The organism is Viridibacillus sp. NPDC093762 (assembly GCF_050279675.1).
Taxonomy (GTDB): domain Bacteria; phylum Bacillota; class Bacilli; order Bacillales_A; family Planococcaceae; genus Viridibacillus.
Window position 1 is genome coordinate 49,721 of record NZ_JBNNUK010000010.1, and the last position, 16,421, is coordinate 66,141.

The following is a 16,421-nucleotide window of genomic DNA, read 5'->3' on the forward strand; positions in this document are numbered from 1 at the left end:
GACTCTATGAGTAAAGGAAAATGGAAAAAAGGGTTAAATTCTTTGTTGTCGGTAAGTTTAGCTGCAAGCTTAATACTGCCTACACTATCAACATCTGTGGAAGCTGCAACTAATGCGACGGATCTAATTATTTCTGAATATATTGAAGGGAGTAGTAGCAACAAAGCAATCGAGCTTTATAACGGTACAGGATCTTCAATCGATTTAAGTAATTATACATTAGAGCTTTACGCTAATGGCTCAACTGCAGCAACTGCATCGTTAAAATTATCGGGAACATTGGATAATAAAAAAACATATGTTTTGTACAATAATGCGGCAAATGCAGATATAAAGAGCAAAGGTAATGGTGCAAATAGTACAGTAATTAATTTCAATGGTGATGATCCAGTTGTATTAAAAAGGTCTGATGTAGTCGTTGATTCTATTGGACAAGTAGGTTCTAAGGATAATTGGGGAGCTGATGTCACATTAATACGTAAAAGTACCGTTACAACTGGAGACACAGTTATTAATGATGTATTCGATAAAACGATAGAGTGGGAAGCTTTTCCTAAGGACGATTCATCCAATTTAGGTTCCCATACAATGGTTGATGATAGTACTCCACCTACAGAAAATAAAGTAGAAAGTGTATCGGTTTCTACGCCATCATCAAGTGTCCCGAAGGGTACTATAATTACATTATCAACAAACACTTTGGGCGCAACAATCTACTATACGTTAGATGGTAGTGATCCAACTACCTCAAGTACAGTATTTTCAGAACCAATCGTGATTAATGAAAATATGATGATTAAGGCATTTGCAGTAAAAGATGGATTAGATAACAGCTCTATTTCTGAATTCACTTATACAGTTGTAGGTGAATCTGCAACACAAACAATTGCAGATGCTCGCACTAAAGCAATGGGAGAAACTGTAACGATTAAAGGTATTGTCGCTGCAAAGTTAAAGAATACTCTTTCAGTTCAAGATGCGACTGGTGGTATTGCAGTTCGTCCGGTAGGTTTAAATGCCGTGGTTGGAGATGAAGTTACATTAACAGGTAAATTAGCAGATTATCGTGGATTGCTTCAATTAGATGGAGCAACCATTGTAGAAAGTAAGAAAAATGTAGGTGAACCTCAACCAAAAGTAATTACAGGTGCAGATGTTAAGGAAGAAAACGAATCACAACTTGTGACAGTGAAGAACGTTTCACTTACCACAGTACAAGATGGCGGTAGTTGGGCAAACTTTACTGGGAATGATGGAACAGAATTCATCGTACGGGACGAAACGAATGCTTCAGGTTTAACAGCCAATACGAAATATGAGTCTATTACAGGGATTGTTCAACAATTCGATAATGACTACCAAATTATCCCGCGTTCTACAACAGATATCGTTGTTGATAGTACAACATTAGCGCCTGCTGTCGCTACTCCAGGAAGTGGGACATATGTTAAAGATACAGCTGTCACTTTATCTACAAGTAGTGCAAATGCAGAGATATATTACACGATAGATGGTACTGATCCAACTATTGCTAGTACTAAATATGAAAAGCCAATCCAAATTACTAAAACTACAACACTCAAGGCCATGGTGAAAGCTCAAGATGGTAAATTAAGTGAAGTGTCGACTTTCAATTATACAATTGCAGACCGATTTGAAATTCATGATATTCAAGGAGATAAACATGCTACTCCATTTAATAATCAAATTGTGGAGGCTATTGAAGGTGTTGTAACTTATTCATTTAAGCTAGGCACTGCAAATTATTATACGATCCAAACGCCAGATGATTTGGCGGATAGCAATCCAAATACATCTGAAGCTATTCTACTTTATAGCGGAAACAAAGCTTGGCCAATCAAAGTGGGTGATTTAGTATCCGTTACAGGAAAAGTAAGTGAATATGCATACGATGGATATAGTGATCGTCAAGATACAGACTTGAAAACAACTCAAATAAATGTTCGTGATGATCAAGGTGGAAAGGTTTCAGTCATTAAAAGCGGTGTTAAGCTGCCAGAGCCAATCATTATTGATGAGGATAAGATGTCATTAAAAGCAATCGATAGTGATAATTTATCCGTTTTTAATCCAACAGTAGATGCAATTGATTTCTGGGAAAGCATTGAAGGTATGCGTGTACAAGTCGGAAATGTGAAAACTGTAGCGCCACAAGATAATGGTGACTTGGTGACGGTTCTTGAAAGTGCAAAAACAAATTCACTTCACGGCGGGGTTTTATATAAGGAAAATAACCAAAATCCAAATCGTATCCAATTCCGTTTAGAGCCAAATGGAACTGCACGTGATTTTGAAGTAGCGACAGGAGATCGATTTAATGGTCCAATTACAGGTATAGTTGGTTATTCATATCAAAACTTTAAAATCTATGCTTCTTTAGATGAGATGAAAGCAGCTCATAGAAAAGGAAATGCAACACCTGAAAAAACAACGATTGTCAAAGCAGATGACAAGTTAACGGTTGCTTCTTATAACTTGGAAAATTTTTCAAATAATAAGACATCAACTTCTGATAGCAAAGCTAGTAAATTAGCTAGAGCAATTGGTATTGATATGCAAAGCCCTGATATCGTAGGTGTGACTGAAGTACAAGATAATAATGGTGAAAGTGTAGGCGATAGCAAGGCAGATCAAAGTTATGCAAGATTGATTACAGCTATAAAAGCTGCAAGTGGTGTGGAATATAAATATGTAAACATTGACCCAGTAAACAATCAAGATGGTGGAGCTCCAAATGCTAATATACGTGTCGGATTCTTATATAATCCAAATCGTGTGACATTAACTAATGGGAATCCACAAGGGGATGCAAAGACTGCAGTAGGTTATGAAGATGGAAAGCTTACGTTGAATCCAGGTCGAATTGATCCAACAAATGAGGCATTTAATAGTAGTCGTAAACCATTAGCAGCACAATTTAATTTCCAAGGTGAGAATGTAGTGGTCATTGCAAACCATTGGAATTCAAAATCAGGTGACACACCATTATTTGGTTCTAGTCAACCACCTGTTTATAAAAGTGAAATTCAACGTAAAAAAATTGCACAAATTGTTTCAAATTTTATAAATGATATTAAAACAAAAAATCCAAAAGAAAATATTATTTCTCTTGGGGATTTCAATGATTACCAATTTACTGAATCTCTAAAAATTCATGAAGGTAAGAATATGACGAATATGATTCATAAAGTAGAAGAATCCGATCGTTACACATATCTTTACCAAGGGAATTCCCAAGTGTTAGATCATATTCTAGTTTCTAATAACTTAGTAAATAAAACCGCAATTGATATCCTTCATATCAATGCTGATTTTACAGATATGGCTGGTCGAGCAAGTGATCATGACCCTGTTTTGGTACAAGTCGATTTGGATGAAGAATCAGAAGTTGAACCAGTGAAACCAGAAAAAACGTATGATTTGGTTAATTTTAAAACAAAGAAATTGACTATTACGAAACCAAGTGTTGCCGTACATTTAGATGGGGCATCTATCATCACAGAAGGTATCTTATTAAAAAGTAATTATGCAGAACTGAATGGTGCTGGATTCAAAACAACAAAAGTCATGATAGCCGCAAATAAAGAAGGGGCTATAATAGATTTAAAAGGTACAGAAATGAAAGAGATAATTATTGATGGGCAAAACGTTAGCGAAATAAGAGGTGCAGAAAATATTCAAAGCATTGAGTTTATTAACGGTGCCAAAGCAGAACGAATTAAATTTACGAATACGAAAGGGGAACCCATTGAGGTTCCTTCTTTCCCTTCTGAAAATAAAGCACCAGTTGTAACGAGTGAAATTCCAAACAAAACGGTAAAGACTGGGGAGATGGTTTCGGTGTTACTTACAAACCACTTCTCTGATCCTGATGGTGACAAACTAACATTCACAGCAACAAAAGGTAATGTCAACCAAGCGACTGCTACACTGACACTTTTACTTGAAGAAGGAAGCTATATTATTGGTGTTACAGCTACTGACGGTAAAAAAGAAGTAACAACTAATTTCTCTGTAACTGTTACTGCAGCCGATGTTCCAGCTGACGATTATTATAAAGACGCAATGGGGAAAACTGGTCAAGCTTTAAAAACAGCATTACATGACATTATAGATGAGCATAAACAATTAACTTACGACCAAGCATGGGAAGCGTTAAGAGAAACAGATGAAGACCCAAATAACTCAAATAATGTGATTTTGTTTTATTCGGGAGAATCACGCTCTAAAACCCGTAACGGAGGAAATGTTGGTGACTGGAACCGAGAACATACATGGGCAAAATCACATGGAAACTTTGGTACAACTAAAGGTCCCGGTACAGATATCCACCATTTACGTCCAACTGATGTGAACGTGAACAGTAGCCGAGGTAATCTAGATTTTGATAACGGCGGTAGTCCAGTTGCAGGGTGTAATGGTTGTTTTAAGACTTCTAATTCATTCGAACCACCTAATAGAGTAAAAGGTGACGTTGCCAGAATACTATTATATATGGCAACACGCTATGAACAAGGTGATAAAGTAGATCTCGAATTAAATGAAAAATTGAATAATGGAACTGCCCCGTATCATGGCAAGCTTTCTGTATTGTTACAATGGCATTTACAAGATCCAGTCGATGAGTTTGAAATGAACCGAAATAATGTCATTCAAGAATGGCAAGGCAACCGTAATCCATTCATTGATCATCCTGAATGGGTAAAGCTCATTTGGGGAACACAAAGCAACAGTAAATTAAGCACAGACAACTTAGCATCTTAAGTACTACTGCTCAATAAAATATGCGGTGTATAGATATTTGTGTAACCTTTGTTCTGGATATTAATAAAACATAAATTATGTTGAGGGGATTTATTTTTGTGTTATTCAGAAATATTTCCCTTCAATTTGCATTTTTTATCTCATTTTATTTGGCGTTTACTAATTGCATCTAAAGCATAAAGGGAAAATTAGCAACTTATCCTACGAATGAAGTTCTAGATGTATCATTTAAAGGGGAATATATGTAAAATTAAAACCTCGCACTGACAATTATCAGTACGAGGTTTTAATTTTACATAGCAGTTAAGCTTTTAGTCGCATCATGGATAGGTTCCGAATTCTGCTGAATTGAATTTAAGTTTCCGTTTAAATCCTGCACACCTATAAATAATTATTGCTAGACAGCTTTTCTAGAGAGCAAAGTATTTTTGTCATTTCAACGATATCACTAGTTGTCTCAGAAGTAACCGCACTAAGAGAAATGGAGTTAGATTGAATTATATCCATGATTTCTGACTTTCGCTCATTTTCTTTTGTGAGAGCTTCTTGATGTGTCTTCAGTTCTTAAACTGTTAATCGAACTGTTTTGATTAATAATTTTACCAAATGAATATTCTTTTTCGAGATTTTCATGAAATTTTGCTACAATGGATTCAATGTTTTTGACAAGAGTAGGTTTCATAATGTGTAAAGTAGCTAAGTCGTTTTTAGTTAGCTGAATCATATCCATCTGTATATATATGGACGGGTTTAGCGAATTAGATATAACAATGTTATTAAATTCTTGGGAAACTAATATTTCTAGAGATGTATTTATAGGCTTTGACTTTCTTGTGAGAAAAGACAATTTACTCGCTCCTTTAACATTATAGTAAGTATGATATAAAGTTTTTCTATTTTATTTGAAAGTAAAAACGAAAGAAGTGAATAGCTGATATGAAAGTCCTTGGAATTAATGGAGATTACCCTCAGGATTGGGTGAGAGTCTTCAATCATATTACAAATTTGTTTTTTGAGGATTCGAAAGTTTCGAAAACAGAAAAAGATACGGATTTAAATGTTTATTTTGAATGGCATATAGAAGCCAATCATACAGTAACAACAACCGCTGAATTACATTCAGATGGTGAAACGTATTTAAGTAAATTTGTTCAAGAGTACGCTGATGAAGCTAATGAAAAGGAACAAAACATTCGACTGAAGAGAGCATTATCTCATGTGCTTTTAGACACACTTGAAAAACTGACGGGCATTCACCAGAAATGGGGTATCTTAACGGGTATACGTCCTACAAAGCTGTATCATAAATTTAGAAAAAGTGGATTAACTGATTTAGAAATTCATACTAAGTTAAAAGAAGAATTTAGACTATCAGATGAAAAAATAACGCTAATGAAAAAAATAGTAGATCGTCAGCTCACGACTATTCCAGATTTAGATACAATAGGTAATGAAGTGAGTATTTATATTGGTATTCCATTTTGTCCTACAAAATGTGCTTACTGTACATTCCCTGCGTATGCTATCCATCGTAAAAATGGCCGAGTAGAGTCATTCTTAGATGGGCTTCATATTGAGATTCGTGAAATGGGGAAATGGTTAAAGGAACGTGATATGAAAATTACATCTATTTATTGGGGTGGAGGAACACCCACATCTATAGAAGCTGATGAGATGGATGCATTATATCAAACGATGTATGAATCATTTCCACACGCTGAATCGATTCGTGAAGTGACTGTGGAGGCTGGACGCCCAGATACAATTACCCCTGCAAAATTAGATGTCTTAAAAAAATGGGGAATTGACCGTATTAGTGTTAATCCACAATCCTACACAGATGAAACATTAAAGGCGATTGGACGTCACCATACAGTTCAGGAGACTATTGATAAGTTCTGGCTTTCTCGTAATATGGGAATGAATAATATTAATATGGATTTAATTATCGGCTTACCAAATGAAGGTCTAGAAGAATTTGAAAATTCGCTAGCTGAAACAGAAAAAATGCAACCGGAATCACTAACCGTGCATACATTATCATTTAAACGTGCTTCAGAAATGACGCATAACAAACAAAAATATAAAGTTGCAGACCGTGAAACAGCTGAGAAAATGATGCATCGTGCACATGAATGGACTACAGATAATAACTACGAGCCGTATTACTTATATCGTCAAAAAAATATTTTAGGGAATCTTGAAAACGTAGGATATTCTAAAAAAGGTGAAGAAAGTATATATAACATTGTGATTATGGAAGAGGTTCAAACAATAATAGGACTTGGTTGTGGAGCTTCAAGTAAATTCGTTAATGCAGAAACAGGCAAGATTACACAATTCCATAATCCTAAAGATCCTGCAGCTTATATTATGACATTTGAAGATGCTATTGATAAAAAGCTAGAAATTCTTGATGAACTATATAAAGAAGAACCTGAATTAATATAAAAAAATAGGTGAACATCTCTAATCAAGTGATGTTCACCTATTTTTATTTCTTAACCAAAGGGCGATTTGAAGAATGATTGCCTCTTGGAATATGGCAGGATTATAACCGGTTATTTCATGTATTTGATTTAAGCGATATGTCAGTGTATGTCGGTGAATCCCTAGTTCTTCAGAACAAACTGTAAGTTGTTGATTATGTGAAAAATAGACAACCAACGTATGTATAAGTTTATTATTTAAATCTTTTAATGTACGATTCGTGAAGAGCAAAGCTTCCTGAGAATCACTTTTTTTTAGTAAAGAAAAAACTTCAACTTCTTCAAAAAAGTTGATCGTTTTTGTTTTGTCACCGTACTCAATGGCGTTTCTTGCTGTTTCATAAGAGTTAAATACTTTTTCTAATGTTTGAACTGGTTGACCGATGCCCATTTTAACAATGAAATATTTTTTTACTTGAGTCAACAACAGCGTTAGTTTGTCTACAATCGCTTTAGCATCCATACCAGATACTAAAATGAAATGCTCATTTAATTGATATCTACCAAAGATGACAGATTCATGGATAAAAAAATCCTCCATATGTTCGACAAAAGATTGGTATGCTGTTAGTTTTGGTTCGATATCCAATGTAATACCATAAAAGGGCGGTGCATGAAAGAAGCCAATTTTAGACAAACGTTCTTTCATTACTTTTTGCAAAGGCTGTTGAGTCATCAAATCTTCGAAAATCGTTTCACGCAATTTACGTTTCCATTCGCTTTGTGAGGCTATAAGTGCTTGGTGCACCATCATTTCAGTTGTTAACTGAACAAGCGGGGCCCATTCTGCAATATCATCTGGGTTACCAGTAATACCAATTACACCTACAAGCTCATTTTGAAAGAAGATGGGTAAGTTAATACCAGGCTTTGCATTTTGGAAAAGATGATTGTTTTCTTCCGTAATAATGAGCGGTTTTTCTGTTTCTGAAACAATTCTAGCCCCTCCATGTATACTTTCTACACGTAACCGATCTCCTGAAGCCAAAATTCTTCCATTTGTATGTACAACGTTTATATTGCGGTGCAAACGAAGCATGGTCTGTTCTACTATTTGGTTTGCTAACTGTTTTGATATCATAATTTTCCTCCGGAGTGTATAAAAACTAGTTGTTATAATACAGGGGATTTATACGTTAAGTATAATGTAAAAAAATGAATTTATCACTATAATAATTGTAAGCGCTTTAATTTAGGGGGGATTGTTTTGAAAATCGTTGTTAGTCCGGACTCTTTTAAGGGGTCACTTACGGCTAAAGAAGCCGCAAAAGAAATGATAGCTGCTATTCATGAGATAAATCCAAAAATTAAAACTGTACTATTACCTGTAGCAGATGGGGGTGAGGGGACACTAGAGCCACTAGTGGAAGCTACAAATGGTCAAATTGTTAGTGTGAGGGTACAAGATCCAATAGGTCGACTGATTGAAGCTGAATACGGCATTTTAGGTAATAGGGAGACGTGTGTCATTGAAATGGCAAAGGCGTCTGGTTTAACGCTTTTGTCGAATGACGAAAGAAATCCACTTATCGCTTCAACTTATGGAACTGGACAGTTAATACGTGAGGCATTAGATGCTGGGTTCCGAAAATTCATTATAGGTATTGGGGGAAGTGCTACGAACGATGGAGGTACTGGTATGCTCAATGCACTTGGTATGAAGTTTTTAAATACTGATGGAAAGGAATTAGAACTTGGTGCAGAAGCACTTAGTACTCTATATAAAATTGATGATTCGTTTTTCGATGAACGCATAAAGGTATCTGAGTTTGTTATCGCATGTGACGTTGATAATCCATTTGTTGGGACGAATGGGACGACTACTATTTTCGGCCCACAAAAAGGAGTAACACCAGAAATGGTGCAACGAATTGATCATAATTTAACGATATTAGCAGATGCAATTGAAGCTTTGACAGGTGTTGCATTGCATAATGAACCCGGTGCAGGCGCTGCAGGCGGACTAGGTGGAGCATTTTTAGCTTTTTTTCCAGTAGTATTAAAACCAGGGATAGAAGTCGTTATGAGAGCAATTGATTTTCATGGTCAAATTCATGGAGCATCATTGATTATTACAGGGGAGGGAAAATCAGATGCTCAAACACTTTCGGGGAAAGCACCCATCGGCATCGCAAATGCAGCAAAAAAATTGCAAATCCCAGTTGTCTTAATTTCAGGTTATGTAGATGGGGATAGTTACTCATCACTATCTGAACATTTCTTGGCAATCGCAAGCGTAGCAAATGAATCGGTTACACAGCAAGAATCAATTCAAAATGCAGCGATACATTTAAGAAGGAGGACATTTGAAACGGTACAAAAAATCATAAAAGAAGTATAGAGGCGTAATACAAATTATTTCTAGTGATATTCTTAGGCGTTCTCTTTATCTTACTAAATGGTATAGGTTGAGATTTGTAGTATGTTTGAATGTGCTAATGAAGTAATAATTAATAATGGTTCTTAAGTAAATGCCGATTTATTTTCAATAGGTATAGCTTAAGTGCTTTTTCTGTCTAATTAAAATTTTATTGTATCTAAATATTGGAATAATAAAGATTAATCATGAATAACGTCGCCAGTGAATATGTTAACTAAAGAGAACTATCACTAAAGGTGGTGTAGCTATGAATGAGAAAGAGGTAAAGAGTCTACTTTTAGAGTTACAAAGTGGCCAAAGGAGTTTGGCAAATGTAGCTGAGTATCATTTTGTCTTTTCTATGATGGAGCATATTGGATCAAATGATGCTGAACTTCGAGATGAATTGATTTATCAAGTATTTTGGAAACTTATTCACAATAGGCACCTATCAAATGAACTAATGATAGATATGCTAAATACGGCTCTTAGTGACATTTATTTATTTGATGAAATTGGTGAAAATGGCGTGGATAGCGTCTTCAAACGCTCTTATACAGCTTTATTAATTGCTTTACTATTAAATCAAGACTTACAGCATCCATTTTTGACTGAAGAAATGATTGGAAAAGTGAAGGACAAGTTAGTTACATATTTAGATTTGGAAGAAGATATAAGGGGCTATGTGACAAATAAGGGATGGGCTCATAGTGTTACAAATACTGCGTATGCAGTTGATGAACTAGTAAAGAACCCAAAATTAAAAGTAGCTGATTATGATGAAATCTTTCAGTCATTAGTGAATAAAATTTTCACTTCGAAAGCAGTGTATCTTTCGGATGAGGATGAGAGAGTAATCATGCCCATACTTACGATGCTTGAAAATGGATTATCTATTGATATAGCAAAAGGACTTTTCGAACGAATTCCGCCTTTTTTAGCCAAACAAAAAGAGAAAGCATCTACTAAGAAGTTTGTTATTCTACAAGCGAACTGCAAGATGTTTTTAAAAAGCTTCTATTATATAGCATCTACGGATAAAAAGTATGCTTTTATTGAAAGAAAAATTGAACGCTGTTTGACAGAAATTAGTTGAGTAATTTTTCATGGAGTGGTTTGTATCGCATTTTAAGTAGAATAAAAATGAAGAAATAGATTCAACAGGAAACTACTGCCTTGCATTAGCATTTTTCTTATTTGAGATAAAATGCCCATAAGTAAGCGAATTCTATCGAAATTAATATAATTAACCTAAAATGCCTACCTGTAATATGATACAATATTGAGAAGTATGTGTTCGGAAGGTAGGGAGTTATGGAGTTCAAAGTTTTACTAGCAGGCGGAATAATCGCTAGTACATTAGTGATTTCAGGCTGCTCATCTGGTGAGATAGCAGAGAATAAACAGCAAGATAAAAGTGACGTTGCAGTAAATCGAGACTTAATGAATATCGAAATAAAAGTCCCAGCTTCATTTTATGAAGGTGAAGATATAGATTCAATTATTGCAGATGCCAAGGAAAAAAAGAAATATATAAAAGTTGAAAAGAACAGTGATGGTTCTGTGACCTACATTATGTCACGTGAGCATCATGATACTCTGATGAAGGAAATGAAGGAGAGTACAGCTTCGAATGTAAATGAAATTGAAAGCGATTCAGAAATACCTTCAGTTCTTAAGGTTAGCTATAACAGTAATTTCTCTGAGTTTATAATGACAGTAGATAAAAAAGAGTTTGAAAATAGCTTCGATAGTTTTGTGGTATTCTCTTTAGGTATTGCAGGTATGTTCTATCAAGTCTTTGACGGAACAGCCGAGGAAGATTTGAAGGTTACTATCAAAATGAAAGATTCCAAGAATGGTAAAATATATAATGAAATAATTTATCCTGATGCATTGGATGATATGGGTGAAGAAAATTGAAACCCTTTATAGTAGGTCATTAGCAAAGAATCTTATGCTAATGATCTTTTTGTATTATTGGAATGGCAATGTCGACTTATTTTAAAGAATTCTTAATATATGTAGCTTGAAATATGCTAGGATAGTGATAATACATAAATTTTTATTGTGATGAGGGAGACGATTATTTTGACGATTCGAACGGTAATATTTGACTTAGATGATACTTTACTTTGGGATAAGAAAAGTATTGCGACTGCATTTGAACTTACTTGTAAAAAGGCAACAGAGCAGGTGACAGTAAACCCTTTTGAGCTTGAAGAAACAGTCAGAGAAGCAGCACGCAATTTCTATGCATCGTACCCTACATATGAATATACACAAATGATTGGCATTAACCCATTTGAAGGCCTTTGGGGGACATTTGATGATCCAACAGATGAATTTCAACAATTAAAAAGAGTAGTTCCAACTTATCGTAAAGATTCTTGGACAGTAGGTTTGGCTAAATTAGGAATAGATAATGAGGAACTTGGTGCAAAACTAGGGAATTATTTTATCGAGGCGCGTAAGCAAAGTCCTTTTGTTTATGAAGAAACATTTGAAGTACTGGATACATTAAAAGGGAACTTTAAATTAATTTTATTAACAAACGGTTCACCAAGTTTACAGCACACAAAATTGGAAATTACACCTGAAATCGCTCCTTACTTTGATCATATCGTTATTTCTGGTAATTTTGGTCGTGGTAAACCGGATGCTTCTATTTTCGAACACGTCTTAAAAGTTGCTGACATTCAAGCGGAAGAAGCTATTATGGTTGGCGATAATTTGATGACCGACATTTTAGGCTCATCGCGTGTTAACATGCGTTCAGCTTGGATTAATCGTGAAGAAAAAACACCAAATAAAGATGTTACACCAACCTATGAGATTAAATCATTACGTGAATTAATACCTCTACTTAAAACAATCTAATACTTTGAAAAGCTGTCTATATTTTATATTAGAAGATTTTTTGAAGTTTCTTTTAAATAAACGAGTTAAAACAACCCGATCCTTTAAAGGATCGGGTTGTTTTGTGAGATACATGTGAAGTGATTAAATAAGATATAGGCGCTAGCGGCTCGGGTCGTTTCAGTCGTGCGCTCAAAGTCAAAGAGCGACTTTGGCTTCCGCCTTCCAACGACCTCGCAGCTGGACGAGCGCCATCAGCATTAAGATAGATATCCAGCTTCATCGGCCAGCCCCTCGAGGTCACTTTAGTCTCTCGGTCAAAGGCGAAAAGCGCCTTTGATTCGAGCCTTCCAGTGTTTGTCGGGGCTGAGCGGGCCGCTTCAGCATTTATTATAAATCAATAGTTTTCGCATCAAAGATGTTGTCTTGTGCTTTTAGGAAGTCAACGTTTTCGATATGGTTATCTACTGATAACATCATGATGGCATCTCCGCCTTGGTTTGAACGGCCAACTTGCATTGTTGCGATGTTGATATCTTTCTCTGCTAATAGTGTTCCAACACGGCCGATTGCACCTGGTTTATCAGTATGTTTGATAAATAATAAGTGGCCTTCTGGTACAACATCGATTACATAGTCATCTACTTTAACGATACGAGCACCAAGACCGTTTAATAGAGTTCCCGTTACTTTATGCGTTTCAGTAGCTGTGACTAATTCAACAGCGATTGAGTTTAAGAAACCTTTTGCTGTAGTAGTTTTATGTTCGTTAATTTTAATTGTGTTACGTTCGGCTAAATAACGTGCATTTACGTTATTTACGTGGTTACCTAAATTACGTTTTAATAATCCTTTAACAGTGTTGTTTGTTAATGGACGAACATCGAAGTTAGCCAACTCACCAGCGAAGTATAGATTGATTTCTTCGACCGCCGCATCTGATAGGCGAGAGACAAAAGCACCTAATTTTTCACCAAGATCGAAGAAAGGTTCAATTTTTGCAATAATGTCTTTAGGGACAGATGGCATGTTTACTGGATTTCGAACCGTACCAATGTTGAAGTAGCTTAGGATATCATGGCTTACGTCAACAGCAACTGATTCTTGTGCTTCAATAGTAGAAGCACCTAAGTGTGGTGTCGCAATGACTTGAGGTAATTCTAATAGGTGGTTTCCTACAAATGGTTCTTCCTCCATTACGTCAAGAGCAGCACCAGCGACTTTACCTTCAACAATTGCATCATAGAGTGCTTCTTCATCAATGATTCCACCACGAGCACAGTTGATGATACGAACACCGTCTTTCATCAATGCAAAGATTTCTTTGTTGATCATATGTTTTGTTTCTTTTAATAGAGGTGTATGGACTGTGATAAAGTCAGCTACTTTAACTACATCTTCAACTGAACCGAAGTCTACGCCTAGTTTTCCAGCTTTTTCAGCAGTTAAGAATGGATCGTATGCAATAACGTCCATGCGATTACCTTTTGCACGGTGTGCCACTTCTTGTCCGATACGCCCGAAACCGATAACACCTAGTGTTTTATTTTTTAATTCAACACCGACGAATTTTTTACGATCCCAGCGCCCTTCTTGTAATGACATATGTGCATGTGGAATATGACGAGCAAGAGCCATAATCATTGCAGTTGTATGTTCAGCAGCAGAGTTAGTATTACCATCTGGTGCATTTACTACGATAATCCCTTTTTCAGTAGCGGCATCTAGGTCGATGTTATCAACACCAACACCAGCGCGACCGATTAATTTTAAATTATCGGCAGCTTCAATGATGTCACGAGTAACCTTTGTTTGGCTACGAACTAATAAAACATCAAAATCTTTAATTTTAGCCTTTAATTCATCTGGAGTTAAGCCTGTATCGATTACGATATTTAAATCTAATTTTTTTTCTTGGCGAAGAGGGTAAATACCATCTTCGCTTAATGGGTCACTGATTAAAATGTTAATTGCCATAATTAGTTGTTCGCTCCTTCAAGATAAATTTTTTGCGCTGCTGCTAAACCTCTGCCAAGTTCAATCTCTTTACCAATTTTGACAAGTGCAATTTCGATTGCTGCCAATGTTTGTAGCACATCAGTTGGAGCACAGTAGCCCATATGACCAACACGGAAGATTTGTCCTTTTAGGTGTTGTTGACCACCTGCTACAGATAGGTTGAAATCAGATTTTAGTACTTTACGGAATGCTTCAGCATCAAAATCAACTGGTTTTACAGCGGTTACTGTAGGAGAAGCATCCGCATCTGTTGTAAATAATGGGATATCTAGCGCTTTAAATGCTGCACGTGTCATATCACGCATTAATGCATGGCGTTTATATACTTCTTCAAACCCTTCAGCTTCCAGGTTTTTGAGTACTTGTTCAAGACCAAATAGTAAAGATAAAGCAGGTGTGAACGGCGTTGTATCTTTTTCTAAGTTGTCGCGGTATTTTGTTAAGTCTAAGTAAAAGCCTTTTTTAGGGTTAGTTTCGATGACTTTCCAAGCGCGATCACTCACACCGATAAAGTTTAAGCCTGCAGGAAGCATAAATGCTTTTTGAGAACCGGTTACTAGAACATCGATACCCCATTCGTCCATTTTTGTTTCAATGCCGCCCATGCAAGATACACCATCAACGATTACTAGTGCTTCAGATACTTCATGAACTGCTTTTGCTAATTCGCCAACTGGATTGATAACACCTGTTGATGTTTCGCAATAAGTAGAGAATACAGCAGTAATATCTTGGTGTTCTTTTAAGTAATCTTTTACCGCTGTTGGATTTAACGATGTACCCCATTCAACTGCAAATTCTTCAACGTCAATTTGATAAGCTTGGCAAATTTTTGTGAAACGTTGACCGAATACACCAGTTGCTACAACTAAGACTTTATCGCCAGGTTTTACAACATTAACGATTGCAGCTTCTAAACCAGATGTACCACTACCTGTAATCATAAGAACATCTTGTTCTGTACCGAACACTTTTTTCAAACCTGGTTTAATGTTTTGGATCATTTTAGTTGTTTCCGAACCTCGGTGACCAATCATTGGCTGTGCCATAGCGCGCTCTACGCTTGGTGGAATTGGAGTTGGACCTGGAATTCTTAATAATTGATAATCTTGTAACATGTTAAATCTCCTCTCTTATTTGAAAAACAATTTAAGTATTTGAAAATATAAAAAGCCTTCCGTCCCTTACATAAGATTATGTAAGGGGCGAAAGGCTAAATTAACAGACGCGGTACCACCCTTGGATTACTGTCCGCTCTAAAAGGACAGTCTTTGCTATATGCGTAACGTGCATGATTCGTATAGGCATACTTTGGAATGTTCAACCTATCTATTCGGGAGTGGAACTTGCCGCTGAAACCGCTAATTTTCACCAACCATTAGCTCTCTAAAGATTTCAAAATCGGGAAGCATGTCTCCGTCATCATATTTTTGCTGTGTTTTAAATTTAAATCAATATTAATGCTATATTCGGTTAATGTCAACATTGTTTTGGAAAATTAATATAAATTCGGTTTAAACGAGGTGTAAATCAACTTAAAACCGAATAAATTATTTATAAATCATGGATATAGTTCGTGTTATTGGAGAGGACAGATAGGGGTGGGGATTTGGGTTTTTGGAACTGGTTATAATGGGAAATGTATTTTAATATGGCGAAGATATTTTTTAATAAGTCCATACAGAATGCATATTCTAGAAGATTTATGATATTAGCATAATAAAGTGAAGCGTTTTCATAAAAAGACATGTCTTTTCAAATTATTGTTCTAAAATAGTAAACTTTAGTTTGAAATTTTATTGTTATAACAGTCAATCGTTCGGGATATAGGTGGAAAATAAAATTTTAAAATTTATTGATAGAATCAGCTTATTGATAAAAACACACAAATGGTTTTGAATTTCCAATTC

10 protein-coding genes and 1 other annotated feature are annotated in these 16,421 nt (G+C 35.7%); of the genes, 6 read left to right on the forward strand and 4 right to left on the reverse strand.

The features are described from left to right. The first annotated feature begins 6 nt into the window (after positions 1–6). Entirely contained in the window at positions 7–4,785 is a 4,779-nt protein-coding gene (locus ACQKM9_RS13425; RefSeq protein ID WP_427734843.1) for an endonuclease, read from the forward strand. 523 nt (positions 4,786–5,308) lie between these two features. Here ACQKM9_RS13425 and ACQKM9_RS13430 read toward each other — a convergent pair. Beyond that, complete coding sequence (locus tag ACQKM9_RS13430) at positions 5,309–5,515, reverse strand: protoglobin domain-containing protein (RefSeq protein WP_427734936.1); 207 nt, start codon at positions 5,513–5,515, stop codon at positions 5,309–5,311. Between the two features lie 206 nt (positions 5,516–5,721). Between ACQKM9_RS13430 and ACQKM9_RS13435 the strand changes: the two genes are divergently transcribed. Further along, entirely contained in the window at positions 5,722–7,236 is a 1,515-nt protein-coding gene (locus ACQKM9_RS13435) for a coproporphyrinogen III oxidase (RefSeq protein ID WP_427734844.1), read from the forward strand. Between the two features lie 33 nt (positions 7,237–7,269). Here the strand turns inward: ACQKM9_RS13435 and ACQKM9_RS13440 are convergent, their stop codons facing one another. Further along, entirely contained in the window at positions 7,270–8,355 is a 1,086-nt protein-coding gene (locus ACQKM9_RS13440) for a CdaR family transcriptional regulator (RefSeq protein WP_427734845.1), read from the reverse strand. 126 nt (positions 8,356–8,481) lie between these two features. Between ACQKM9_RS13440 and ACQKM9_RS13445 the strand changes: the two genes are divergently transcribed. The 4 genes from ACQKM9_RS13445 to ACQKM9_RS13460 all read left to right on the forward strand — a co-directional run bounded on the left by ACQKM9_RS13445 (position 8,482) and on the right by ACQKM9_RS13460 (position 12,513). After that, on the forward strand, positions 8,482–9,615 hold the full coding sequence (locus tag ACQKM9_RS13445; protein WP_427734846.1) for a glycerate kinase: 1,134 nt from the start codon (positions 8,482–8,484) through the stop codon (positions 9,613–9,615). 286 nt (positions 9,616–9,901) lie between these two features. After that, positions 9,902–10,729 (forward strand): DUF2785 domain-containing protein, encoded by an 828-nt coding sequence (locus tag ACQKM9_RS13450; RefSeq protein ID WP_427734847.1) that lies wholly within the window; start codon positions 9,902–9,904, stop codon positions 10,727–10,729. A 218-nt stretch (positions 10,730–10,947) separates the two neighbouring features. Next, on the forward strand, positions 10,948–11,556 hold the full coding sequence (locus ACQKM9_RS13455; protein ID WP_427734848.1) for a hypothetical protein: 609 nt from the start codon (positions 10,948–10,950) through the stop codon (positions 11,554–11,556). 168 nt (positions 11,557–11,724) lie between these two features. Beyond that, on the forward strand, positions 11,725–12,513 hold the full coding sequence (locus tag ACQKM9_RS13460) for an HAD family hydrolase (RefSeq protein WP_427734849.1): 789 nt from the start codon (positions 11,725–11,727) through the stop codon (positions 12,511–12,513). A gap of 369 nt (positions 12,514–12,882) precedes the next feature. On the opposite strand, the gene serA is transcribed toward ACQKM9_RS13460, so the two are convergent. Next, positions 12,883–14,469 (reverse strand): phosphoglycerate dehydrogenase, encoded by a 1,587-nt coding sequence (gene serA, locus ACQKM9_RS13465; protein WP_427734850.1) that lies wholly within the window; start codon positions 14,467–14,469, stop codon positions 12,883–12,885. A gap of 2 nt (positions 14,470–14,471) precedes the next feature. Further along, positions 14,472–15,629, reverse strand: coding sequence for a pyridoxal-phosphate-dependent aminotransferase family protein (locus ACQKM9_RS13470; protein ID WP_427734851.1), 1,158 nt, complete (start codon positions 15,627–15,629; stop codon positions 14,472–14,474). An 80-nt stretch (positions 15,630–15,709) separates the two neighbouring features. Then, positions 15,710–15,943 (reverse strand) — a binding site (T-box leader). Positions 15,944–16,421: the final 478 nt, after the last annotated feature.

What these genes read in the sequence shown, in the direction of transcription:
- ACQKM9_RS13425 (WP_427734843.1), top strand. Translation starts at nt 7, where the DNA reads ATGAGTAAAGGAAAATGGAAAAAAGGGTTAAATTCTTTGTTGTCGGTA.
- ACQKM9_RS13455 (WP_427734848.1), top strand. Translation starts at nt 10,948, where the DNA reads ATGGAGTTCAAAGTTTTACTAGCAGGCGGAATAATCGCTAGTACATTA.
- serA (WP_427734850.1), bottom strand. Translation starts at nt 14,469, where the DNA reads ATGGCAATTAACATTTTAATCAGTGACCCATTAAGCGAAGATGGTATT.
- ACQKM9_RS13450 (WP_427734847.1), top strand. Translation starts at nt 9,902, where the DNA reads ATGAATGAGAAAGAGGTAAAGAGTCTACTTTTAGAGTTACAAAGTGGC.
- ACQKM9_RS13470 (WP_427734851.1), bottom strand. Translation starts at nt 15,629, where the DNA reads ATGTTACAAGATTATCAATTATTAAGAATTCCAGGTCCAACTCCAATT.
- ACQKM9_RS13440 (WP_427734845.1), bottom strand. Translation starts at nt 8,355, where the DNA reads ATGATATCAAAACAGTTAGCAAACCAAATAGTAGAACAGACCATGCTT.
- ACQKM9_RS13435 (WP_427734844.1), top strand. Translation starts at nt 5,722, where the DNA reads ATGAAAGTCCTTGGAATTAATGGAGATTACCCTCAGGATTGGGTGAGA.
- ACQKM9_RS13430 (WP_427734936.1), bottom strand. Translation starts at nt 5,515, where the DNA reads ATGGATATGATTCAGCTAACTAAAAACGACTTAGCTACTTTACACATT.